The sequence below is a fragment of the Pseudomonas costantinii genome (assembly GCF_001870435.1).
Taxonomy (GTDB): domain Bacteria; phylum Pseudomonadota; class Gammaproteobacteria; order Pseudomonadales; family Pseudomonadaceae; genus Aquipseudomonas; species Aquipseudomonas costantinii.
On record NZ_MDDR01000040.1, the window covers coordinates 1 to 23,609 of the forward strand.

The 23,609-nt window shown below is 61.7% G+C and carries 11 protein-coding genes; 4 read left to right on the forward strand and 7 right to left on the reverse strand.

Annotated features, from left to right (window positions below):
• The 3 genes from BFL40_RS25210 to BFL40_RS25220 form a co-directional block, all read right to left on the reverse strand.
• On the reverse strand, positions 1 to 517 hold a 517-nt coding region (locus BFL40_RS25210; protein WP_071486478.1), incomplete at its 3' end, for an N-acetylmuramoyl-L-alanine amidase.
• Positions 518 to 639: 122 nt separating this feature from the next.
• A complete protein-coding gene (locus BFL40_RS25215; protein WP_071486479.1) occupies positions 640 to 1,959 on the reverse strand; it encodes an ATP-binding protein in 1,320 nt (439 codons plus the stop codon).
• On the reverse strand, positions 1,959 to 2,654 hold the full coding sequence (locus tag BFL40_RS25220) for a response regulator (protein ID WP_071486480.1): 696 nt from the start codon (positions 2,652 to 2,654) through the stop codon (positions 1,959 to 1,961). The genes BFL40_RS25215 and BFL40_RS25220 overlap by 1 nt, the downstream gene beginning before the upstream one ends.
• 162 nt (positions 2,655 to 2,816) lie before the next feature.
• Between BFL40_RS25220 and dsbD the strand changes: the two genes are divergently transcribed.
• Genes dsbD through dsbG form a run of 3 tightly spaced genes read left to right on the forward strand, consistent with a single transcriptional unit; the run spans position 2,817 to position 6,132 of the window.
• On the forward strand, positions 2,817 to 4,544 hold the full coding sequence (gene dsbD / locus BFL40_RS25225; protein WP_071486481.1) for a protein-disulfide reductase DsbD: 1,728 nt from the start codon (positions 2,817 to 2,819) through the stop codon (positions 4,542 to 4,544).
• Positions 4,544 to 5,395 carry a TlpA disulfide reductase family protein gene (locus tag BFL40_RS25230; protein WP_071486482.1) on the forward strand — a complete coding sequence of 284 codons (852 nt, stop codon included), beginning with the start codon at positions 4,544 to 4,546 and terminating at the stop codon, positions 5,393 to 5,395. The genes dsbD and BFL40_RS25230 overlap by 1 nt, the downstream gene beginning before the upstream one ends.
• Positions 5,371 to 6,132 carry a thiol:disulfide interchange protein DsbG gene (gene dsbG / locus BFL40_RS25235; protein WP_071486483.1) on the forward strand — a complete coding sequence of 254 codons (762 nt, stop codon included), beginning with the start codon at positions 5,371 to 5,373 and terminating at the stop codon, positions 6,130 to 6,132. The genes BFL40_RS25230 and dsbG overlap by 25 nt, the downstream gene beginning before the upstream one ends.
• Before the next feature lie 906 nt (positions 6,133 to 7,038).
• Here dsbG and BFL40_RS25240 read toward each other — a convergent pair.
• Together BFL40_RS25240 and BFL40_RS25245 are read right to left on the reverse strand one after the other, a co-directional pair.
• Entirely contained in the window at positions 7,039 to 19,947 is a 12,909-nt protein-coding gene (locus BFL40_RS25240; RefSeq protein WP_071486484.1) for a non-ribosomal peptide synthetase, read from the reverse strand.
• Between the two features lie 64 nt (positions 19,948 to 20,011).
• On the reverse strand, positions 20,012 to 20,764 hold the full coding sequence (locus tag BFL40_RS25245; protein WP_071486485.1) for a thioesterase II family protein: 753 nt from the start codon (positions 20,762 to 20,764) through the stop codon (positions 20,012 to 20,014).
• Positions 20,765 to 21,067: 303 nt separating this feature from the next.
• Between BFL40_RS25245 and BFL40_RS25250 the strand changes: the two genes are divergently transcribed.
• Positions 21,068 to 21,619: an RNA polymerase factor sigma-70 gene (locus BFL40_RS25250; RefSeq protein WP_071486486.1), complete on the forward strand. Its 552-nt coding sequence runs from the start codon at positions 21,068 to 21,070 to the stop codon at positions 21,617 to 21,619.
• A 43-nt stretch (positions 21,620 to 21,662) separates the two neighbouring features.
• Here the strand turns inward: BFL40_RS25250 and BFL40_RS25255 are convergent, their stop codons facing one another.
• Positions 21,663 to 22,676 carry a GNAT family N-acetyltransferase gene (locus tag BFL40_RS25255; RefSeq protein WP_071486487.1) on the reverse strand — a complete coding sequence of 338 codons (1,014 nt, stop codon included), beginning with the start codon at positions 22,674 to 22,676 and terminating at the stop codon, positions 21,663 to 21,665.
• 68 nt (positions 22,677 to 22,744) lie between these two features.
• Positions 22,745 to 23,542 (reverse strand): substrate-binding periplasmic protein, encoded by a 798-nt coding sequence (locus tag BFL40_RS25260; RefSeq protein WP_074851575.1) that lies wholly within the window; start codon positions 23,540 to 23,542, stop codon positions 22,745 to 22,747.
• Positions 23,543 to 23,609: the final 67 nt, after the last annotated feature.

Sequence of the window (23,609 nt, forward strand, 5' to 3'; positions counted from 1 at the left end):
CCCCCGCCTCATACAAACACCGCCACGGCAGCCGAGGCCCTGGATCACTCTTACGCCAATACGCCACGTCCGAATGCCCAAGGATGTCAGTCGGCCCAATCTGCGGGTATCGCCCCAGAACGTCGCGAACCAACGCGATCAATACATCGACCTGTTCCGCACCGTACGCCGGAAAGGTAAACACGCCCCCATCATCCCGCGCCAGATTGACGATCTCGACGCCAATCGACCGGCTATTGAGATTATCCCGCCCAGCCCAATGACTCACCCCGGCATGCCAGGCACGCTTGCCCTCTTCCACAAGTCGAAACACCCGCAGTTCGTCATAACCAGCAGCGCGATAGCTGGGCTCATCAAGATCAGGCAACAGATAGTGCGCACTGACGCCATCCTGAGTCAGGGCACGCAGGGATGACGCAAAAGGCGCCGCGGTGTAATGCAGGATCACCTGCTGCACAGGCTCGCCATTACGCTCGTTAAAGCCCTTGGCAGAAAAACTGGTATCGATCACCAACATAAAAGCTGTCCTTTTCAATACAGGCCGAGTCATTCGGCCCGTTCAAGCGCAAAAAATTACCGCCATCCTGAAGGGTTAAACTTCAGGAGGGCGGTAACTATTTGCCACCTGAGAAAAGGTGATCAGCGCCGCAGCGGCATCCCAAGATCGACCCGCAAACCATCCGGCTGGCTGTCGAATTTCAACGAACAAGAGCAGCGCTGGACGATCGCCTGCACAATCGCCAGTCCCAGGCCACAGCCCTCGCTGCTGCCATTGCGCCAGAAGCGTTGGGTCAGGTGTTGCAGGTCCTCACTGGAAATCTGCTTGCCGTGGTCACGCACACGGAACACCACATTGTCGGCGGCGGTCATCACGCTGAGCTCCACCCGGGTATCCGCCGGGGTGTGGCGCAAGGCGTTGTCCAGCAGGTTGCGCAGAGCCGCAACAGCCAGGCCAACCGGCATTTCCACCGGGGTGGCTGTGAGGTTATCCGCCAGAATCAGGTCGATACGTGAGTTGTCGCCGGCATTGGCATCCTGGATTGCCAATAGCGCGACTTCTTCAGCGCTGGAGTGCATACCGTCGTCGAACGACAGGTTGCCCTCCACCCGCGCCAGCAGCAGCAATTGTTCCAGGGTACGGTGCAGGCGGTCAGCACCTTCCTCGGCATGGGCCAGGGACTGGTCGCGCGCAGCGCCGTCGGTCATGCGTGCCACTTGCAGGTGGGTCTTGATCGCCGTCAATGGGCTGCGCAGTTCATGAGCAGCATCGCCAGTGAGGCGGCGCTCACGCTCAATGGTCTTGGCGATGCGCTGCAAGAGTTGGTTCTGGGTGTCGAGCAGTGGTTTCAGCTCGCTGGGCAATGGGTGAATCTGCAACGGTTCGAGGGAGTCGGCACTGCGGCGCATCAACGCATCGCGCATACGGTTGAGCGGCACCAGGCTCTGGCCGATACCCAGCCATAGCAGGCACAGGCAACCCAGCAGGGCCACGCCCACCGGCACCGACGCCGCCAGCAAGATCGACAGGTTCAGCGCTTCACGCTCCACCTGGCGGTCGGCGGTGGTGATCAGCAAATCGCCACGGGACAAGGTGAAACTGCGCCAGCCCACGCCGTCGATGACCTGGTCACGAAAACCACTCTTGCGCGACTCCAGGCCTTCGTCCGGGGTCATGTGGCTGCGCGCCAGGATCTCCCCACGCAAGGAGCTGACCTGGCAGGCCATGCCTCCCGGCACATTCAGTTGTTCGGTGCGCAAATGCGTACCACCGCTCACACTCGCCAGGCCCGGCATCTGCTCAGTCAGCCCCGCGACCATGCGTGCCGACGCAACCAGGCGTTGGTCGAGGGAGAACATCATCTGGTTACGTAGATCGTTAAGCATCCAGGTCGCCGCCAGGACCCAGATCAACACAAAAGCGGCGCCCAGTTTGAACGTCAGGCGCAGGCGCAGGCTCATCACGAAGCGTCCTCTCCATCATCAACCAGGCCACCATCAGCGGTACCCAGGCGATAGCCGAGGCCGCGCACGGTCTCGACAATGCCGTTGCCCAATTTTCTCCGCAGATGGTGGATGTGCACGTTCAGGGCGTTGCTTTCCAGTTCGTCGTTAAAACCGTAGACGCTGTCCTTGAGCTGTTCGCTGGACAGAACCCGGCCCTTGTTATGCAACAGGGCTTGCAACAGCGCTTGCTCGCGACGGGACAGGTCTACCGGCTGGCCGGCCAGGAAGGTCTCGCGGCTGCTGGGGTCGTAGGCCAAGCGGCCGTGTTCGATCAGGTTGACGCTGCGCCCCGCCACCCGCCGCAGCAGGGTTTGCAGGCGTGCGGCGAGTTCGCGCAGGTCGAAGGGCTTGAGCAGGTAGTCATCGGCGCCGGCTTGCAGGCCGTCGACGCGGTTGGTCACTGAATCCCGCGCGGTCAGGATCAGCACTGGGATTTCCAGGCCTAGGCTGCGCTGTTGCTGCAGCAGCTTGAGGCCGTCTTCGTCGGGCAAACCGAGGTCGAGCACCATGATGTCGAACGTGGCCGCCTTGAGCATCGCGCGCGCGGCAGCGGCCGTGCCCACGCGCTCAACGGTAAAACCCTGGGCGGTGAGACCGGCCACGATGCCGCTGGCGATCAGTTCATCGTCTTCACAGACCAGTACGTGCATGGTTAACCCTTAATGAAAGATGGGGGAATTAAAGGTGCAACGGATTAAGCGCAGATTATGCCGCTAAAACATGCACACACCCTCTAGAATAGCCGCGGTTAATCATCGGTTAATCAACACCACACATTGTGTGCCTAACTTGCATCGAACTAAGGCTGGACCATGCGGTATCTGTTTACCTTTCTGCTGGTGTTGTTCGCAGGGTTTGCCCAGGCCGCGCCGGGCAATCCATTCGAAACCAAACCCGATTTCCTCCCGGTGGGCAAAGCCTTCACCTTTACCTCCGAGCGTCTTGAAAGTGGCGAGACCCAGCTGTATTGGCAGATTGCCGACGGATATTACCTGTACCAGCAGCGCATGAAGTTCGACGGCCTGGCCGAAAAGCCGGTATTACCGCAGGGTGAAGCCCATAGCGATGAGTTTTTCGGCGAGCAGCAAGTCTATCGCCAAGGCCTGGAAGTGAAGATCCCAGCCGGTGTCACCGGCCAGGTCAAGCTGGGCTGGCAGGGTTGTGCGGATGCGGGCCTGTGCTACCCGCCGCAGTCGATCACCGTGGACCTGGGTGGTAACCCGGCCGTTGCGGCTACCGCGCAAGCCCAGGACCAAAGCCTGGCCAGCGGCCTGCAACAACGCAGCTTGGGCTGGAGCCTGCTGGTGTTCTTTGGCTTGGGCCTATTGTTGGCATTTGCGCCGTGCTCATTGCCGATGTTGCCGATTCTCGCAGGCCTGGTAGTGGGCAGTGGCGCCAGCCCGCGTCGCGGTTTTGCCCTGGCCAGCAGCTATGTGGTGTGCATGGCCCTGGTGTATGCGGCGCTCGGCGTGTTGGCCGCGTTGCTCGGCGGCAACCTTGCCGCGCTGCTACAAACACCCTGGATTCTGGGCAGTTTTGCCGCGCTGTTTGTAATCCTCTCCCTGCCGATGTTCGGTTTCTTTGAACTGCAACTACCGGCCTTCCTGCGTGACCGCCTGGACAACGTCAGCCGTCAGCAAAGCGGCGGCAGCCTGGTGGGTGCCGGGGTTCTTGGCGCGCTGTCCGGCCTGTTGGTCGGCCCGTGCATGACCGCGCCCCTGGCCGGTGCGCTGCTCTACATCGCTCAAAGCGGTAACGCGCTGCACGGTGGTTTGATCCTGTTCGCGATGGGCATCGGCATCGGCATTCCGCTGTTGCTGCTGGTCACTGTGGGCAACCGCTTCCTGCCTAAACCGGGCACCTGGATGAACGTACTCAAGGGCATCTTCGGTTTCCTGTTCCTGGGCACCGCCGTACTGATGATTCGCCCGGTGGTAGATGAAACCCTGTGGATCGGCCTGTGGGGCGCATTGGCGCTGTTGATGGCCTACTGCGGCTGGACGCTGGCCCGCGAATACGGCCTGGCGGCCAAGGTGTTTGGCGCCGGTTCCCTGGTGTTGGGGTTATGGGGCGCGGTGCTGGTGGTGGGCGCGGCCGGAGGCAGCGACGACCTGTGGCAACCGCTGAAGGTTTACAGCGGCTCGCGGGTTGCAGCGGCACCGAGCGCCCACGACGCCTTCATGACCATCAACGATCCAGCCGTGCTGCAAAGCCAGCTCGACAGCGCCAAGGCCCAGGGCCAATGGGTGCTGGTGGACTACTACGCCGACTGGTGCGTGTCGTGCAAGATCATGGAAAAACAGGTGTTCGGCAAACCCGAAGTGCTGGACGCCTTGAAGGACGTGCGCCTATTGCGCCTGGACGTCACCGCCGACAACGCCGCCAGCCGCGAACTGCTCGGCCGCTACAAAGTGCCGGGGCCACCGAGCTTCGTGTGGATCGGCCCGGACGGCGAAGAACGCCGTGCCCAACGTATCACCGGCGAAGTGGATGCCGCCGCTTTCCTGCAACGCTGGACGCAAACCCGGGACGCGCGCTGATGCTAACCCTGACCATCGGTACCTTCGCCATCGCCCTGAATCACATCCTGCTGATCGGCGCGCTGATTCTCGCCACCCTGGTGGGCTGGCGTGTGGCCAAGCGTGGCGGTGAAAACCCGGAATCGGTGCTGTTCAGCCTGTTCCTGCTGGGCATGCTGGTGGCACGTATCAGCTTTGTGTTGATGTATTGGAGCGATTACCGCCACGACCCGCTGCAGATGGTCGATTTGCGCGACGGCGGTTTTCTCGCCTGGCCCGGCGTGATCGCGCTGGTGCTGGGTGCGCTGTTGTACGGCTGGCGTCGCCCAGCCCTGCGCACACCGCTGAGCGCCGGGGTAATTACCGGGCTGGTGTTCTGGGGGCTGACCAGCTTGTCCCTGAGTCTGTATGACAAGGGCGCGCAACTGCCGGATATCACGCTGCGCAATGCTAATGGCGACGTGGTGCAACTGGCCGATTTCAAAGGCGGCCCGCTGGTGATTAACCTCTGGGCCACCTGGTGCCCACCGTGCCGCCGGGAAATGCCGGTGCTGGAGCGTGCGCAACACCAACGGCCCGACGTGACCTTCCTGTTCGTCAACCAGGCCGAAAGCATGCAAAGCGTCAGCACCTTCCTCGCCACCCAGGGCCTGACCCTCGACAACGTACTGTTTGACGCCAGCGGGCGCCTCGGCCAGGCCGTGGGCTCCATGGCTTTACCGACGACGCTGTTCTACAGCGCCGATGGACGCCTGATCAACAGCCACTTGGGCGAGTTGTCCCAAGCCAGCCTGGCCCGTGCCATGGAACCCTTCGACATCGCCCCTGCCGCCACAAGGAAACCGACATGCCTCGCCTCCGCCACCTGCTGACCCTGCTGCCACTTGCCCTGGCGGCCACCCTGGCCCAGGCCGAAGACTGGCCGGCACCGATCAAACAGATCGAGGCCAAAGGCGCCAAGATTCTTGGCAAATTCGACGCGCCCAGTGGCCTCACTGGCTATGCCGCGCAGTACCAGAACCGTGGCATGGCCCTGTACCTGACGGCCGATGGCAAAAGCGTGCTCGCCGGTAACCTGTACGACGCCCAAGGCAATGACCTGAGCAGCGCGCCCCTGGAAAAACTGGTGTACGCGCCGATGGCCAAGGAAGTCTGGGCCAAGATGGAACACAGCAACTGGATTCAAGACGGCGACAAAAACGCCCCGCGCACCGTCTACCTGTTCAGCGACCCCAACTGCCCGTACTGCAACATGTTCTGGGAGCAGGCGCGGCCGTGGGTGAAGGCCGGCAAGGTGCAATTGCGCCACATCATGGTCGGCATTATTCGCGAAGACAGCCCAGGCAAATCTGCCGCACTGTTTGCCGCCCAAGACCCACAGAAAGCCCTGGAAGAACACGAAGCCGCCGGTAAAGGCAGCAAATTGCAGGCGCTGGACAAGATCCCGGCGGACATCGAGGCCAAGCTCGATGCCAATATGAAATTGATGGATGAGCTGGAGTTGTCGGCGACACCGGCGATTTTCTATCTGGATGACAAGGGTGGGTTGCAGCAACAGCAAGGGGCGCCGTCGCCGGAGAAGCTGGCCAAAATTCTCGGGCCTAAGTAAGCGGCGCCTGGCCGGGCGTCATCACGATTAGCATAGGCGTCTGTTGTGGCGGGGCTGCTGGGTACATATCCGTTATTTGGGTAACGGCCGCGTATGGTTCCGCTCTTACAGCGGGTCACTTTTGGAAAAGAGCCCGGAATGCCGGCCCAGCCAAAAGTAACCAAAAGGGCTCTTGCCCCACTACTCGGCACCTCGCTGTGGCTCGGTGTGCCCGCACTCCGGCACGGCTGCGCGGGTCGCCGCGATGGGCCATCCCTGGCCCAGCGCGGCTAAACCGGCATCCTTGCCGGTTTACCCGCTCCACCGTGCCTACTTGCGGCCAGCGTGGTTTAACGGGGCGCCTAAGATCAAGATCAAAATCAACAGCACGGCGGCCTGAAAGCCGACCTGAGTGGTGTAGATCAAAAGCGGTAAAACATGTGCGCGAGCAAGCCCGCTTCCACATTTTTAATTTCCATACATCAGGGAAACTGCAACCCGCCCTGCTTCTGATCTGGCTTTTGCTCCACACCACTCAGGTCGGCTTTCAGGCCGCCGTGCTCTGCTTTTGATCTGCTGTTGATCTTGATCTCAGGCGCCCCATTAACCACGCTGGCCGCACGCAGGCTTGAATCCGTGGGTAACCCGGCAGGACGCCGGGTTAGCCGCGCTGGGCCAAGGATGGCCCATCGCGGCGGCCCACGGATTCAAGCCGGAGTGCGGGCACACCGAGCCTAGGCGAGGTGCCGAGTGGTGGGGCAAGAGCCCTTTGCTTACTTTGGGCTGGGCCGGCATTCCGGCTTTTCCAAAGTGAGTCGCTGTAAGAGCGAAACCATAGTCAGCCGTTACCCAAACAACGGATATGTACTCAAAAAATGGCCAACCCGAAAAACCTATGCTGCGATGAAGCCCTAACAGGCGTAAAGGTCAAAGCCCCTCCAACTCCGCCATCAAATCACTCAACCGATCCACCTTCTCGGCACTGATCTCATTCACCGCCAACCCGTCGATATACTCGGCCAACTCCGCCACCGTGCTGCACTCGAACATCGCCCGCAGCGGCACGTCCCGTTGCAAGGCTTTCTGCACGCGGGAGGCAATCTGCGTGGCCAGCAACGAGTGCCCGCCCAGCTCGAAGAAGTTGTCCTCTACACCTACTCGTTCAACCTTGAGCACTTCAGCCCAAATGGCAGCCAAGGTAGTTTCCAGCTCATTACGCGGCGCCAGGTAATCCTGGCTGTGCAACTGGCCGATCTCCAGCGTCGGTAGAGCCTTGCGGTCGAGTTTGCCGTTGGCGTTCAGCGGCAGGCGGTCAAGCCATAGCCAGTGCAGCGGCACCATGTATTCCGGCAGTTCGGCACGCAGGCGCTGCTTGATGCGGTCCAGGCGATCGCTCGGGTTGAGTGCCTCATCCGCCGCCACCAAGTAACCCACCAGATGCTTGCCATTGACGCCTTCCTGCACACCAACAGCCGCATCACGCACTTCCGGCTGTTCATGCAGGCGCGCTTCGATTTCACCCAGTTCGATGCGGTAGCCGCGGATCTTCACCTGGTGGTCAATGCGCCCGACGTACTCCAACACGCCATCGCTGCGCCTACGCGCAAGGTCGCCGGTGCGGTAGAGACGCTCGCCCGGTGTGCCAAATGGGTTCGGCACAAACACCTGGGCAGTACGCAACGGATCGCTGACATAACCACGACCCACGCCGGTACCGGCCACGCACAACTCACCGACCGCACCTTGCGGCACCAACTCCAGCGCGCCATCCAACAGGTACAACCGGTTGTTGTCGGTCGGCGTGCCGATTGGCAAGTAAGTGCCACGGGTAGACGCCAAGTCGACGCGGAAGAACGCCACGTCATCCGAACACTCCGCCGGGCCATAGGCGTTGACCAGGCCGATTTCCGGGTAACGCAACAACCATTGGTGCGCCAGTTCCGGCGGCATCGCTTCACCGGTCGGCAGCATCCAGCGCAAGCCGTCCAGGCTGATGCGCTCCTGGGCGAGCATGCCCTGGATCAGCGATGGCACACTTTCCAGCACGCTAATGCCTTGGGCCTGCACATGCGCCAACAAGCCCTGCGGATCATGGGCAATAGTGTTCGGCACAATATCCACCCGTGCGCCAAACAATGGCGCAGCCAGGAACTGCCACACCGAAATATCGAAGCTTTGCGAGGCGGTCTGGGCGATGACATCCGCGTCACTCAATTGCAGGTAAGGCACCTTGCTCAACTGGTTATTGAGCATGCCGCGCTGTTCGACCATCACACCTTTGGGCAAACCGGTGGAGCCCGAGGTGTAGATCACATACGCGAGGTTATCCGGGCCGCTGTAGATGCCGGGGTTTTCATCCGACTGCGCCAACGCTTCCCACACCAACAACTTCGGCCGTGCGACGCAGGCGAACTCTTCCAGCAGTTCCAGCGCCTGCTCGTGACAGGCCTCGGTGCACACCAGCAACGGTGTACGACTCAGGTCGATGATGCGGCTCAGACGTTGGCTCGGCAGGCCCGGGTCCAGCGGTAAGTAACCGGCACCAGCCTTGAAGCTGCCGATCATCATGCCCAGCAGGTCGAGGTTACGCTCGGCCAGCAAAGCAACGGGTTGATCCAGACCAACACCCGCCTGAATCAACGCGTGACCGAGGCGGTTACTGCGACGGTTCAGTTCGGCATAGCTCCATTGCTGGTCGAGGCAACTGGCGACAATGCGTTGCGGGTGCGCGGCCACCTGGGCTTCGAACAGCTCGATATAGCTGCGCGCCAGCGGGTAGTCATGTTCGCTCTGATTACAGCCTTCCACCAGGAATTCGCGCTCCTGCTCGCCAATCAGCGGCAGGTCGGCCATGTCGCCATGGAAGCCCTGCACCAGCGCCAGCAACAGGCGTTTGAACTCGCCGAGCATGCCTTGCACGGTGGTTTCGTCGAAGTAGCGTTGGTCGTAGGACAGGTGCAAACCGAGGTCATCGCCGGGGTAGCACACGGCAGTCAACGGGAAGTTGGTGTGGGTGCGGCCGGAATCCGAAGTGGCATTCAGGCTTTGCGCGCGGTCCAGCACCGAGACTTCCACCGGGGCGTTTTCAAACACGAACAGGCTGTCGAACAGCGGCTGGCCTTTGGGCAGTTCGCTGTGCTCCTGGATTGTCACCAGCGGCAGGTATTCGTACTCGCGCAGTTGCATATTGCTGTCGAGCAGGCCGCTCAACCATTGGCGCACGCTGCAACGCTGGTCGTCCTCGGGCAGTTTCACCCGTAGCGCAATACTGTTGATAAACAGGCCGACGGTGCGTTGCATCTCCGGCATTTCCACCGGGCGCCCGGCCACGGTGACACCGAACAGCACGTCGCGATCCCCGCTCAAGCGGCGCAGCACCAGAGCCCATGCTGCTTGGGCGAAGGTGTTGACGGTCAGTTGATGGGCCTGGGCCAGCTCACGCAGTTGCGCACCGTCGCGAGCATCGAGTCGGGTGTAGCAATCGCCCACCACCATGCCACCGCTGTGGCCCGCGTGTTCCCGCAGGAACGGTCGGTCACTCGGGATCGGCGTGGTGCGCTCGAAACCTTGCAGGTTCTGCTGCCACCACTGGCGCGCTTCAGCGAGGTTCTGGCGTTGCAGCCAGGCGATGTAATCGCGGTAGCGCGGTGGCGTGGCCAATTGCGCATCGCGGCCTTCGCCAAGGGCCATGTAGATATCGAAGAAATCATTCATCAGCAGCGAACGGCACCAGGCATCGATCAGGATGTGGTGGTTGCTCATCATGAACCAGTAGCGCGCTTCGCCGACGCGGATCAGGCGCAGGTGGAACGGGGCTTGGTTAAGCAAATCGAAACCGGCTTCGCGCTCCTGCTTGAGCAAGGCTTGCAGACGCGGTTCTTGCTCGGTTTCCGAATCGGCGCTCCAGTCCAGGTATTCAATCGGCGTGCTGCCTGGCTTGTGGATCACTTGCAGCATGTCTTCGCCGACGTTCCAGCAGAACGAGGCGCGCAAGGCTTCATGACGGGCGATCACGGCTTGCCAGGCCTGAGCAAAACGCTCAGGGTCCAGCGCGCTGTTGATGCGGTAGCGGTCCTGCATGTAGTAGAGGCCAGTGCCCGGTTCAAGCAGGGTGTGCAGCAACAAACCTTCTTGCATCGGCGTCAGCGGATACACGTCTTCGATGGCGCCGGCCGGAACCGGCAACGCATCCAGTTGCGGCTGGGTCAGGTGCGCCAAGGGGAAGTCGGACGGCGTGAGTCCACCAGCGTCGTCCTTCAGGCAATGCGCGATCAGGCTTTGCAATTCGGCGAGGTAGGCGTCCGCCAGTTCGCGAATGGTCTGTTGATCGTGGCGTTCGCGGCTGAAGGTCCAGCGCAGCACCAGTTCACCGCCGTACACCTGACTGTCGACGCTCAGCCCGTTGGGCAGCGGCGCATCCGGGTCATGGGCGATGCCTGCGGATTCGTCCAGCGGATGGAACAGCGCATCGGCGCCAAAGCTCTGATCGAACTGGCCAAGGTAGTTGAAGGTAATTTCGGCGGTCGGCAGTGCGGCCATGGCTTGCTTGATCTGGTCTTCCGCCAGGTAGCGCAGCACGCCATAACCCAACCCTTTGTGCGGCACGCCACGCAGTTGCTCCTTGATCGCCTTGATCGAAGCACCCTGCTCCACCTGCGGGGTCAGCCGCAGCGGGTACGCACTGGTGAACCAGCCGACACTGCGGGTCAGGTCGATTTCATCGAACAGGGTTTCGCGGCCATGGCCTTCGAGTTGGATCATCGCCGAGTCGTGACCACTCCAGCGGCACAACACGCGGGCCAAGGCAGTTAGCAGCAAGTCATTGACCTGGGTGCGATAGGCGCTTGGGGCCTGTTGCAGCAACTGGCGAGTGTGTTCGACATCCAGGCGCACGCTGACGGTGTCGGCATCGCGATTACGCAGCGAACCTTGTGGCCGATCCACCGGCAACTCCACCGGCGGACCAGCCAGTTGATCCTGCCAGACACTCAACTCCTCGCGCAGGGACTCGCTGCCCGCATACGCCTGCAAGCGTGCCGCCCAGTCCCGTAGCGCGCTGGTCTTGGCGGGCAGGCTGACAGACTGCCCCTCGCTCAATTGGCGGTAAACGGTTTGCAAATCTTCAAGCAACACACGCCACGACACGCCGTCCACCACCAGGTGGTGGATCGCAATCAACAAGCGTTGTTGACCTTGCGGGCCGTCCACCAGCAACGCGCGCAGCAGCGGGCCGTTGGCCAGGTCGAGGCTACGTTGCGTTTCGCTGAACAGCGCGGTGCACTGCTCCATATCGCGCACTTGTGCCTGCATCAACACGCCGCCTAGCGGCACGGCCAAATGCTCGGCATGCCATTGGGCATCACGCGGGGTGAAGCTCAGACGCAGGGCATCATGGTGTTCCAGCACCGCCAGCAGCGCTTGCTCCAAGCGATAGGGTTCCAGCAGTTGCAGCGGTTTGAGCAGCAACGCCTGGTTCCAATGCTGACGATTTGGGATTTCGGTATCGAAGAACCAATGCTGGATCGGCGTGAGACCCGAGCTACCAGTGAGCACGCCTTGTTCGGCGCTGACCTGCTCGGAACGGGTAGCGACGGCGGCCAGGGTTTGCACGGTCTGGTGCTGGAACAGGTCGCGAGGGCTGAAATGAATGCCTGCCTGCCGAGCGCGGCTGACGACCTGGATCGACAGGATCGAGTCGCCGCCCAGTTCAAAGAAGTTATCGTCCAGCCCGACTTTCTGCACGTTCAACACCGCGCACCAGATCGCAGCCAACGTTTGCTCCAGCTCGTTGCGGGGTGCCACGTACTGTTGGCGATTGGACTCGGGGTCAGGCTGCGGCAGCGCACGACGGTCGAGTTTGCCGTTGGCGGTCAGCGGCATGCTGTCCAGCACGATCAAATGGGCGGGCACCATGTAGTCCGGCAGTTGTGCCTTGAGGTGAGCCTTCAGGGCTTCGCGCAAAGTGCCGTGGTCTTCGTCGCTGACCAAGTACGCCACCAGCTGTTTGCCACTCGGCGAATCCAGCGCCAGCACTACCGCTTCGCGCACGGCCGCATGCTCCAGCAGGCGGGTTTCGATCTCGCCCAACTCAATACGGAAACCGCGAATTTTCACTTGATGGTCGATACGCCCCAAGTATTCCACCAGGCCATCGGCGCGCTGACGCACCAAGTCGCCAGTGCGATACAAACGGCCGCCATTCGTGGCAAACGGATCGGCGACAAAGCGCTCTGCCGTCATGCCCGGGCGCCTGTGATAACCCTGGGCCAGACCCGCCCCGCCGACATACAACTCGCCGGTCGCACCTTGCGGCACCAAGGCCAGATCGGCGTCGAAAATGTAAGCCACACGGTCACCGATGATGCTGCCGATCGGCACACTGCCGGCGCCCTCTTCCAATTGCTCCGGTGCCAAGCTGGCCAGCGGCATCACCACGGTTTCGGTCGGGCCATAGGCGTTGAAAAACACCTCAGGCTGGAACGCCGCACGAATGCGCTGCAGGTGTTCGCCGGTCAGGGCCTCGCCGCCGGTGATGCACATGCGCACCGGCAAGGTCTGGTGCTGGGTCGCCAGCCACTGCGCCAACTGGCTGCCGTAGCTGGGCGTGAAGCCCAGGATGTTGATGCGATGGGTGCGAATCAGCCCGCAGATTTCTTCGGCATCCCACTGGCCTTGGGCACGCAATACCACCTGCGCACCGCTGAGCAATGGCACCAGCAAACGCTCGGTGGCGGCGTCGAAGTTGATCGAATAGAAGTGCAGCTCGCAATCATCCGCACGCATGCCGAAACGCTCGATCACGGCCTGGCAATGCATGGCGATTTCGCCGTGGGACACCACCACGCCCTTCGGCTTACCGGTAGAGCCCGAGGTGTAAATCAGGTACGCCTGGTGTTGCGGCAGGCTGATCAATGGCAACGCGTCGACCGGGTAATTGGCGAGCACCGGCAGGTCGTCTTCCAGGCACCAGCAAGCCACAGTCACAGGCAATTCGCCGAGGGCTTCGAACATCGCCGCGTCACTGAGCAGCAGGCCGATGCCGCTGTCTTCGATCATGTAGTGCAGGCGGTCCAGCGGGTATTCCGGGTCCAGCGGCACATAGGCGCCGCCAGCTTTAAGGATCGCCAACAGGCCAATCACCATCTCCAAAGAACGCGGCAGCGCCAAGCCGACGCGCACCTGCGGCCCTACACCGCGCTCACGCAGCATCCAGGCCAGGCGATTGGCGCGGGCGTCCAGTTCACGGTAGCTGAGGGTCTCACCGGCAAAGGTTAACGCTGGGGCATCAGCGCGCGCGGTTGCCTGCTGGCTGAAGAGTTGATGAATGCACTGATCAAGACGGTGCACACCCGCCTCAATACCCAGGCTGTCTTGCAATGCGCGTTGCTCGTTAGCCGTCAGCAACGGCAACTCACTGAGGCGCTGTTGCGGGTCGGCGATCAACGCTTCCAGCAGGTTGCGCCAATGCTCGGCCATGCGCGCGATGCGCGGTTCATCGAACAAATCGGTGCTGTAAGTCAGGCAGCAACCCAGGCGATGGTCGAGGTCGGTGACTTCCAGGTTGAGGTCGAATTTGGTCGCACGCGCATCGTTGGCCAGGTACTCGACGGTCATACCCGCGAGTTGGCGGCTCTGTTGGAACTCCCAGCGCTGCACGTTGCACATCACTTGAAACAGCGGGTTATACGCCGCGCTGCGCGGCGGTTGCAGTGCCTCGACCAGATGGTCGAACGGCAGGTCTTGGTGAGACTGGCCTTCGATCACGGTGTGGCGCACGTGCTCGAACAGCTCAGCGACATTCATTTGCCCATTGAGCTGGCAACGCAGCACCTGGGTGTTGAGGAACGCGCCGATCAGCCCTTCGCTTTCCGGACGAATACGGTTGGCCACGGGGGCGCCGATGCGCAGGTCAGTCTGGCCGCTGTAGCGGTAGAGCAACACAGCCAGGGTGGCGGTCATGGTCATGAACAACGTGAGGCCGCGTTCGGCATTGAAGGCGCGCACGCGGGCGGCCAACTCATCGCTCAGGTCGAAACGGTACAGCTCGCCTTGGTGGCTTTGCACCGGTGGCCGTGGACGGTCGCCGGGCAGCTCCAGCAGTGGATGCTCATGCCCAAGCTGTGCAGTCCAGTAATCCAGCTGGCGCTGGCGCTCGCCAGATTCCAGCCACTGGCGTTGCCACACGCTGTAGTCGAGGTATTGCACCGCCAGCGGCGCCAGCGGCGAGTCGCGGTCGTCGATAAAGGCTTCGTACAGCGCACTGAGTTCACGGGCAAAGATGTCCATGGCCCAGCCTTCGGTGACGATATGGTGCAGGGTCAGCACCAGGTAGTGTTCCTGCTCGCCAGCCTTGACCAGGCAGGCGCGCAACAGCGGCCCGGTTTCGAGGTTGAAAGGCGTGTGGGCTTCATGATCGGCCAGTTGCTGCAAACGCTGTTGACGCTCAACGTCGCTCAGCGCCGAGACATCCTGCCAGTCCATGCGCAGACCGGTTTGTGGCGCGACCTTCTGATAGGCCACGCCGTCGACACTTGGGAAGGTAGTGCGCAGGGTTTCGTGGCGCATGATCAAGGCTTGCAACGCCGCCTCGAAACGCCCCACATCCAACACGCCACGCAGGCGTGCCATGCCGCCGACGTTGTAGGCCGGGCTGTCCGGCTCCATCTGCCAGAGGAACCACATGCGCTGCTGGGAATAGGACAACGGCACCGGTTGGCTGCGGTCGACCTTGGCGATTGCGGTTTGCTGGTTACGCTGGCCAGACGCCTGGATCAAACCCACTTGCTCGGCAAAAGCGCCCAGCTCGCTGGCTTCGAACAAGGTGCGCAACGGCAACTCGACATCACAGGCCTGGCGGGTGCGGGAGATGATTTGCGTGGCCAGCAACGAGTGCCCGCCCAAGGCGAAGAAATCATCGCGCAAGCCAATACGCGGCAGGCCGAGGACTTCGCGCCAGATAGCGGCAATTTGCAGTTGCAACGGTGATTCAGGCTCGACGTGTTCACGTACTTGCCACACAGGCTCCGGCAGCGCACGTCGATCAACTTTGCCGCTGGGACTCAGGGGCATGGCATCCAGACGCATCAAGAGTGCGGGCACCATGTACTCCGGCAGCTCGGCGGCCAGTGCGGTTTTTACGTCCTGTTCGTCCAGCTCGGTGTGGGCCGTGTAGTAGCCGATCAACTGCGCATCACGCACCAGCACCACGGCTTGGGCGATGCCGTCCAGGGCCAGCATGCGCGCTTCAATTTCTTCCGGTTCCACACGGAAGCCACGCAGTTTGACTTGCTGATCGAGACGACCGAGGTATTCGATCACACCGTCGGTGCCCCAGCGCACGCGGTCACCGGTGCGGTACAAGCGTGCGCCCGCCTCGCCCAGTGGGTCGGCGATAAAGCGTTCAGCCGTCAGTCCGGCACGGCCGAGGTAACCCCGTGCCAGGCCAATGCCGCTGATGCACAGTTCACCCGGCACACCCGCCGGTAACGGGTTGAGCTGATCATCGAGCACGCGGCAAATCACATTGCCCAGCGGCCGGCCAATCGGTGAGCGCTCGCCATCCTCGGCCTTGCAGTGCCAATGAGTGACGTTGATCGCGGTTTCAGTCGGGCCATAACGGTTATGCAACTGCACTGCCGGCAACTGCGCCAACACGCGGTTGCGCAGCTCAGCGGGCAAGGCTTCGCCACCGGAGAACAGGCGACGCAAGCTGGTGCATTCGGCTACCAGCGGTTCGTCGATAAACAGCTGCAACAACGGCGGCACAAAGTGCAACGTGGTCACACCATGCTCCTGCACAAGCTGGGCGATGCGATGCGGATCACGATGTTCGCCAGGGCCTGCCAGCACCAGGCGGCAACCGGTGATCAACGGCCAAAAACATTCCCACACCGACACGTCGAAACTGATCGGCGCCTTTTGCATCAGCACATCGGTTTCGTTCAGTTGGTAAGTGGCCTGCATCCACTGCAAGCGCTCGGCCAGCGCCGCATGGGTATTACCCACGCCTTTAGGCTGGCCGGTGGAGCCGGAGGTGTAAATCACGTAGGCGAGGTTGTCGCCATTGAGGTGCAGTCCCGGAGCCTGGGTCGGCCAGTTGTCGAGGTGCAGGCTGTCCATCGCGATGACGCAGATGCCTTCAGCCGTCGGCAGTTGCTCCAGCATCGAGGTCTGGGTCAGCAGCAGTTGCACGCCGCTGTCCTTAAGCATGTAGGCCAGGCGGTCGGCGGGGTAATCCGGGTCCAGCGGCACATAGGCGCCACCGGCCTTGATGATCGCCAGCAAGCCGATCAGCAGGTGTGGCGAACGCTCGGCGGCGATGGCCACGCACACATCCGGGCCGACGCCTTTATCGCGCAAATAGTGAGCCAGGCGATTGGCCTGGGTGTGCAATTGGGCGAAGGTCAGGCTGCCGTCCTGCCAGACCAGCGCGGTGTTGTCCGAGGTCTGCTGGTTGAGCAGCTCCGGCAACCATTGCTGTGCGGGTGCACAAGGCGCTTCGCTCCACTGGCGCTGCTCATCGTGGAGCATCAGCTTGAGGTCGCCGATGGCTTGCTTCGGTTGTTCACAGACCGCCTGCAGCAGGTTGATGAAGTGCTCGGCCAGACGCTGGATGGTCGCAGCGTCAAACAACTCATCGGCGTAGTCGAACGACAGGCTCAAGCGCCCGTTGCGGTCTTCTTCGGAATGCAGTTGCAGGTCGAACTTGGCTTCGCGGCTGTGCCAAGGCAGCTCATCGGCGAGTATGCCCGGCAAGCGACGCAAGGCACTCAAATCACGTTGCTGGTGGTTGAACATGACCTGGAACAGGCCTTGTTCGCGGGCCTGCGGGAAGGCTTCCAGCAGTTGTTCGAACGGCAGATCCTGATGCGCCTGAGCGCCCAATGCCGCTTGGCGAGTGGTAGCCAACAGCTCATTGAATGACAGGCGCCCGTCCAGCTCGGCGCGCAGCACCAAGGTGTTGATGAAGAAGCCGATCAGGCCCTGGGTTTCCTGGCGCGGACGGTTGGCATTCGGCACGCCAATGCGGATATCGCGCTGGCCGCTGTAGCGATAAAGCAGGCTTTGGAAGGCCGCCAACAAGAGCATGAACGGCGTGGATTCGTTGGCCTGGGCGGTTTGGCGAATCGCTTCGCTGAGGCTCGCGCCCAGCCGCATGCTGTGGCGCGAGGCGCTGTTGAGGTGATGTGCCGAGCGCGGGTGATCGGTAGCCAGGCTCAGGGTCGGATGCTCCTCCCCCAACTGGGCTTTCCAATACGCCAGTTGGCGCTGGCCTTCACCTTCAGCCAACCACTGGCGCTGCCAACTGCCGTAGTCGGCGTATTGCAATGCCAATGGCGGCAGCTCCAGGGTTTGGCCCTGGGAGGCGGCGGCGTACAGGCGTGAGAATTCGTCGATCAGGATATTCAGCGACCAGCCGTCGGCGATGATGTGGTGCAGCGTCACCAGCAGTTGGTGATCTTCATCGTCCAGGCGTACGAGGGTCACCCACAGCAGCGGGCCTTTTTCCAGGTCGAACTGGGTGCGCGCTTCGTCTTCACGGATCTGTTGCGCACGGGCTTCACGCTCGGCACTGGGCAAGTCGCTGAGGTCGATGACTTGCAGGTCGAATTCGGTGTTTGCATCCACGCGCTGGAAGGCCTGCCCATCACGCTCGTAAAAGCGCGTGCGCAGGGCTTCATGACGCTGGATCAATTGCTGAAAACTGGCCCGTACCGCGTCTTCGTGTAACTCGCCACGCAGGCGCAGGGCTCCGGGAATGGTGTAGGCGCTGCTGTGTGGGTCGAGCTGCCAGGTGATCCAGAGACGGTTTTGTGCCAGCGATTGTGGCAGGTCGTCCTGACGCGACAGGGTGTGGATCACGCCTTGAGCGATGCCGCCATCTTGCTGCAATTGCGCCACGTTGGCGGCGAAGGCTGACAGCGTCGGCGCTTCAAACAGCATGCGCAGGTTCAGCTCCACACCCAGGGTTTCACGCAAACGCGCGACGACCTGAGTGGCGGTGATGGAATTGCCGCCGAGCAGGAAGAAGTGGTCATCGGCCGCAACCGTCGCGACGTGCAACTGCTCGCACCAGATCGCGGCAATCTGGTTTTGCAGCTCGGACGTAAGCGAGGCATCGCTCGCCTGCGCTTGCAGACCAGGGAACTGCGCATAGCTGTCGAGGCTGCCATCCGCCTGGCGAATGGCGCACGCCGCGCGCTGCACCTTGCCGCTGGAGGTCTTTGGCAATGCGCCAGGGTTGAGCAACACCACCACGCTCGGGGCTTGTTGATAGGCCTCGGCCACGGCTTGTCGGATCGCCTTGATCAGCGCTTCGGGAGGCAGGATTTTCTGCACGCTGCGACTGATTTCCGCGGCGATGCCGATACCTTCCAGGCCCTGGTCATTCACCGCAAACGCCGCGACCCGGCCCTTGCGCACCACTTCCACTTCGCGCTCGATGGTCTGTTCGATGTCCTGGGGGTAGAGGTTGTGGCCGCGTACGATCAGCAGGTCTTTCAGGCGGCCGGTGATGTACACCTCGCCCTCGCGGATAAAACCCAGATCGCCGGTGCGCAGCCAGGTGCGGCCCGCGTGCTGCACGAAGGTCTTGGCAGTGGCCTCGGGGTTGCGCCAGTAGCCGTGGGCGATGCTCGGGCCGGTGGCCCATAGCTCACCGACGCTGTTGTCGGTCAACTCTAAAAGCGTGTGCGGGTCGGCAATCAACACCGCGTGTTCCGGCTGGCTGGTGCCGCAACTCATGATCGCACTGCCCTGCCCAGGCTCGGCGCGATTGGCTGCCAGCGCTTGTTCGTCCACCCGCAACGCCGGGATGCCATGGCCACGGGTGCCGCCGGCAACAAACAGGGTCGCCTCGGCCAGGCCGTAGGAGGCGAAGAAATTGTTTGAGGTGAAACCGCAAGCGGTGAACTTTTCGGCGAAGCGTTCCAAGGTATCGAGGCGGATCGGTTCGGAGCCCGAATACGCCACGCGCCATTTGCTCAAATCCAGGCGTTCCAGGGCAGATTCACTGACCCGTTCACTGCACAAGCGGTAGGCGAAATCCGGGCCACCGCTGATGGTGCCACCGTATTCACTGATCGCCTCCAGCCAGCGCAACGGCCGACCGAGGAAGTACGCCGGCGACATCAACACACACGGCACGCCGCTGAAGATCGGTTGCAGCAGGCCGCCGATCAGGCCCATGTCGTGATACAGCGGCAACCAGCTGACGATCACATCGTCCGGGTTGAGGTCGATACCAAAACCACGACGAATCAGCACTTCGTTGGCCACCAGGTTGCCGTGGCTGACTTGCACGCCTTTGGGCAGTGCGGTGGAGCCGGAGGTGTATTGCAGGAAGGCGATGTCGTCGGGGTGCAGATCGGGGGCGATCCAGCCATCGGCGCTCTGGGCACCCAGGGTGTCGACGCTCAATACCGGCGGCGCGTTTTCGATCTGCGCCAGGCCATCGCCAAGGCTGGCGATGGTCAGCAGCAAGCGTGGCTCAGCGTCGGCAATGATCGACAGCAAACGCTCCTGGTGATGACGGCGCGTGGACTCCGGCGGATAGGCCGGTACCGCGATCACCCCGGCGTACAGGCAACCAAAGAACGCCGCGACGTAATCCGGGCCACTGGGAAACAACAGCACGGCACGGTCGCCCAACTCAGCATTGGCCTGTAAGGCAGCGGCGATAGTGCGAGCGCGTTGGTCCAGGTCACGGTAGCTGAGGACGACGCTGTGTTCGGCGGATTCGGCCAGGAAGCGCAGAGCCACCTGGTCCGGGGTCTGCGCGGCGCGACGCTGAAGGGACTGGACCAAAGTGCGGGGAAGTTCGAAGGCGTCCATCATGGGGTTCCTGCCTGAAATCGGCTTACGGGAAAATCGGCTTACGTGAGAATCGAGAGCGGGAGCTTTAGCTGACGGCCAATTGCCGCGCCGCGCCATTGCGCCAGCGGGCCATATGCTCGTCGGCATAGCGCCGCAGGCAGCGCAACACGGCGCTTTCGTGCTGCACGAGGAAGAAATGGTGACCGTCGAACATGTCCAGGGAGAAGCCGCTGGCGGCGTCGGCCTGCCAGTCGAGCAACTGATCGGCGCGCACGCTGTCTTGTTTGCCGCCAAACACGTGGATCGGCATGCCGAGCGGCTCGCGCTCGCCATAGGTGAAACTGCCGCACAGCAGGAAGTCGGCGCGCAGGATCGGCAGCATCAACTGCATCAACTCGGGGTTGGTCAGGGCTTCCTCGGCAGTGCCCTGCAGTTCGCGCAGGCGGGCGATCAGTTGTTCGTCGGTCTTTTCAACGGCGTACTCGCTGACATCACGGCGCGCCGGTCCCGCCGTGCCGGAGGCAAATAACGCCAATGGTTCAGGTACGCCGCGCTCCCGCAGGGCGTGAGCCAACTCGAATGCCAACAAGCCGCCAAGGCTGTGGCCGAACAAGGCATACGGGCCGTTCAGGTCATGACTGATCTCACCTGCCAATTGCTCAGCCAAGGCCTTGATATCGCGCTGCAACGGCTCGTCCATGCGCATGCCGCGCCCCGGCAGTTCCAGCGGGCACACCTGCAACCAGTCCGGTAAAGCCCGGCGCCAACGCGCATACACCATGGCGCTGGCGCCCGAATAGGGCAGGCAAAACAGGCGCAGTCGAGTCGGCGTACTCATCGCTTGAGGACTCCACACTGAAACACGCTGTGTGCACGATAAAAACCCATTTCGCCCTCCTGCGGGTGCTGGTTCCATGGCCGTTTTACTAACGGACCTGTCACCCATGAGAACGGACGGAGGCGGCAAATAATTAGTCGTGGGGGACGAGCGAGACGTGGATCACAGGTTACAAGGAGGCATAAGATTAGTTCGTCTTCTCATTTGACAATCATTATCATTAAGCATAATTTGTTGCCCGATGTGTAGGAGGCCTCAGCAAGGACGCCCTCCCCCAACCTCTTTTGCAACAAGGTGAATTCCATGACGGAACAAGTATCCACAGGCAGGTGCGACTCACCACTTCTCCAGGCATTCGTCGACAATCGAATGATTCTGGTGAAGATCGCGGCACGTATTACCGGCTGTCGCTCCCGCGCTGAAGACGTGGTGCAGGACGCCTACTTCCGATTGCAATCGGCGCCGACGATCACGTCATCGTTCAAGGCCCAGCTCAGTTATCTGTTCCAAATCGTGCGTAACCTGGCGATCGATCACTACCGCAAGCAGGCCCTGGAGCTCAAATACTCCGGGACGGAAGAGGAAGGCTTGAATGTGGTCATTCACGGCGCTTCACCGGAAACCTCGCACATCAACTTCAGCACCCTGGAAAACATTGCCGACGCCTTGACGGAGTTGCCCCAGCGCACCCGCTACGCGTTCGAGATGTATCGCCTGCACGGCGTGCCGCAAAAGGACATCGCCAAGGAACTGGGCGTGTCGCCGACCCTGGTGAATTTCATGATTCGCGATGCACTGGTACATTGCCGCAAGGTGTCGGGCAGCCACAGCGATACGTTTGCGCGTCGGGTCTGACCGCAGGCTGATCGTTCCCAAGGTGGGAACGATCAGCGGCGTGTCACACTAATCCACAGCGCTCAAAAAACCGCTCCCGCCCCAGAATCATCAGCGCTGCGCGCTTGTGGGGGAAGTCGAACTCCTTCTCGCAGTGAAAGCACTGGTTCTGCATATGGCCGATCATCTTCGCGTTGTCGGCGCGGGGCTCAGCCACCACACGCTGGGTGCGCGGGTCGTCCAGAAACAAATAGTGCACCAGCGCCGATAACCAGCTGGCAACCTTGTGTGGACCACGGTGATGCTCCTCCCCGACCAGCATGTGAATGCCACGGTCATAATCACCGGCGTCGTAGAACGGCGCGATCCGGTCCTCCTTGGCCCAATAGGCTTCGAAGTAGGCGAAGGGTTCATCGTCAAAACAGCCGATCAGCGTCAGGGCATGCGGGTCGGCTTCCAGTTTGTCCAGGTATTCGCGATGCTGCTCCAGGCTGCCGCTTTCCTGCCAGAAATTCGCCACTCGGGTGCTGTTCTGCCAACGATTGAAGCGGGCCAGGTCGACATCAATCTCGACGGTGCGCAGGGAAATCCACGCACCCAGGCGTGCATCAAAGCGGCGGTAGACTTCACCACGCGGCTTCGGTGCGCGGGCTGGATGGCGCTTGCCGCCGCTGATGATCATCTGCTGCGGGTAGCTACCGTTGAGGGGTTGCCCAAGCCATGGCTGGGGCAATTGCCAGAACAGGGTCCGTTCACAGCGAAACTGCCCCGTCACCTCGGTGGCCACCAACAGCCCGCTGCGCAGCGCATCCTCAGGCACATGTTCCAGGTGCCAAACCACACGCTGGCGAGCGGGCTCTTTGACGAACAACCAGTAACAGGCGCACCACAAAGCGCGGGCGGGCGCTACGCTGTTGGCGTCCTGCAGATGCACGTGCAACTCATCACCCCGCTCAAGGCGCAAGCGAATCAGCGGCTGGCCTTCAAGGGTCAGGCTCAGGCGGCTATCGGTTTCATCGGCATTCAGGGCAGGCCCGACCGGCAACGGCAAGACGGACAAATCATTCAGACTGGACATAGTGGCGGCTCACGGTAATCGTCGACAGATGAAGAAGTGACGTGAGCAACGCAGGAAAATTTAGCCGATCAAGGCGCTGTAGAGACCGACAGGACATCAATTCGATAGGGCTCGAAGATTTTCATCATCTGGCCGCTATCCCGCAGCCCCTTGAGCAATTGGGCAAACGCCTCGCTGGTTATCGGCGCCTTCGGCCTCAGCAACGCATAGTGGTGATAGACCTGGTCGACGCGCTGGGACACCAGGAACTCCCCAGCCATCTCCGCGTTGCGCGCCATGAAATCACTCAGGTAGGAACGGGTCACCAGGGCGATATCGGCACGCCCACGCGCGACCATCAACAGGTTGCTGTCATGGGAATAGGTCAGCGTGGCGTTGAAGTGTTCGGCCATGTACTTGGGGTCGGAGTTGAAGTTGGCGAACGCGTAGTGATAGCCGCTGAACACCGCAAGACGCTTGCCGCCAAGATCAGTGAAATAGCTTTGATCGCGGCCCGGCTCACGCTGGGCGACGAAGACTTCGGCGTCTTCCAGGCCCATGTCGACACTGGTGTGGGGAATGCTCTGCCAACCCCAGTCGGGGTTTTCGAAGATCGCCATGTCGACCCGGCCTTGCTCGAAATCACGAAAGCGACGCGGGATGGAGGTAGGCACCAGCACAAATTGGTAGTCGGTTTGCGAGGCGTTCAGGGCTTCCACCAATTGCGGAAGCAAACCGGTGTCGGCACCTTGTTCAGGGCGTACGGTATAGGGCGGAAAATGCGCGGCACCGATCCTCACCAACTGCGCAGCCGAAGCCGGCATCCACCACGCTGTGCCCAGTGCCCATAAAGTAAGTCCTGCAGCCAGCCGCCATGGCGAAAACATCAAGGCACACACCGTTTAACACTCTGATGGCAATAAGCTAGGCGTTTTTGTCTGGCGAGACAACTTT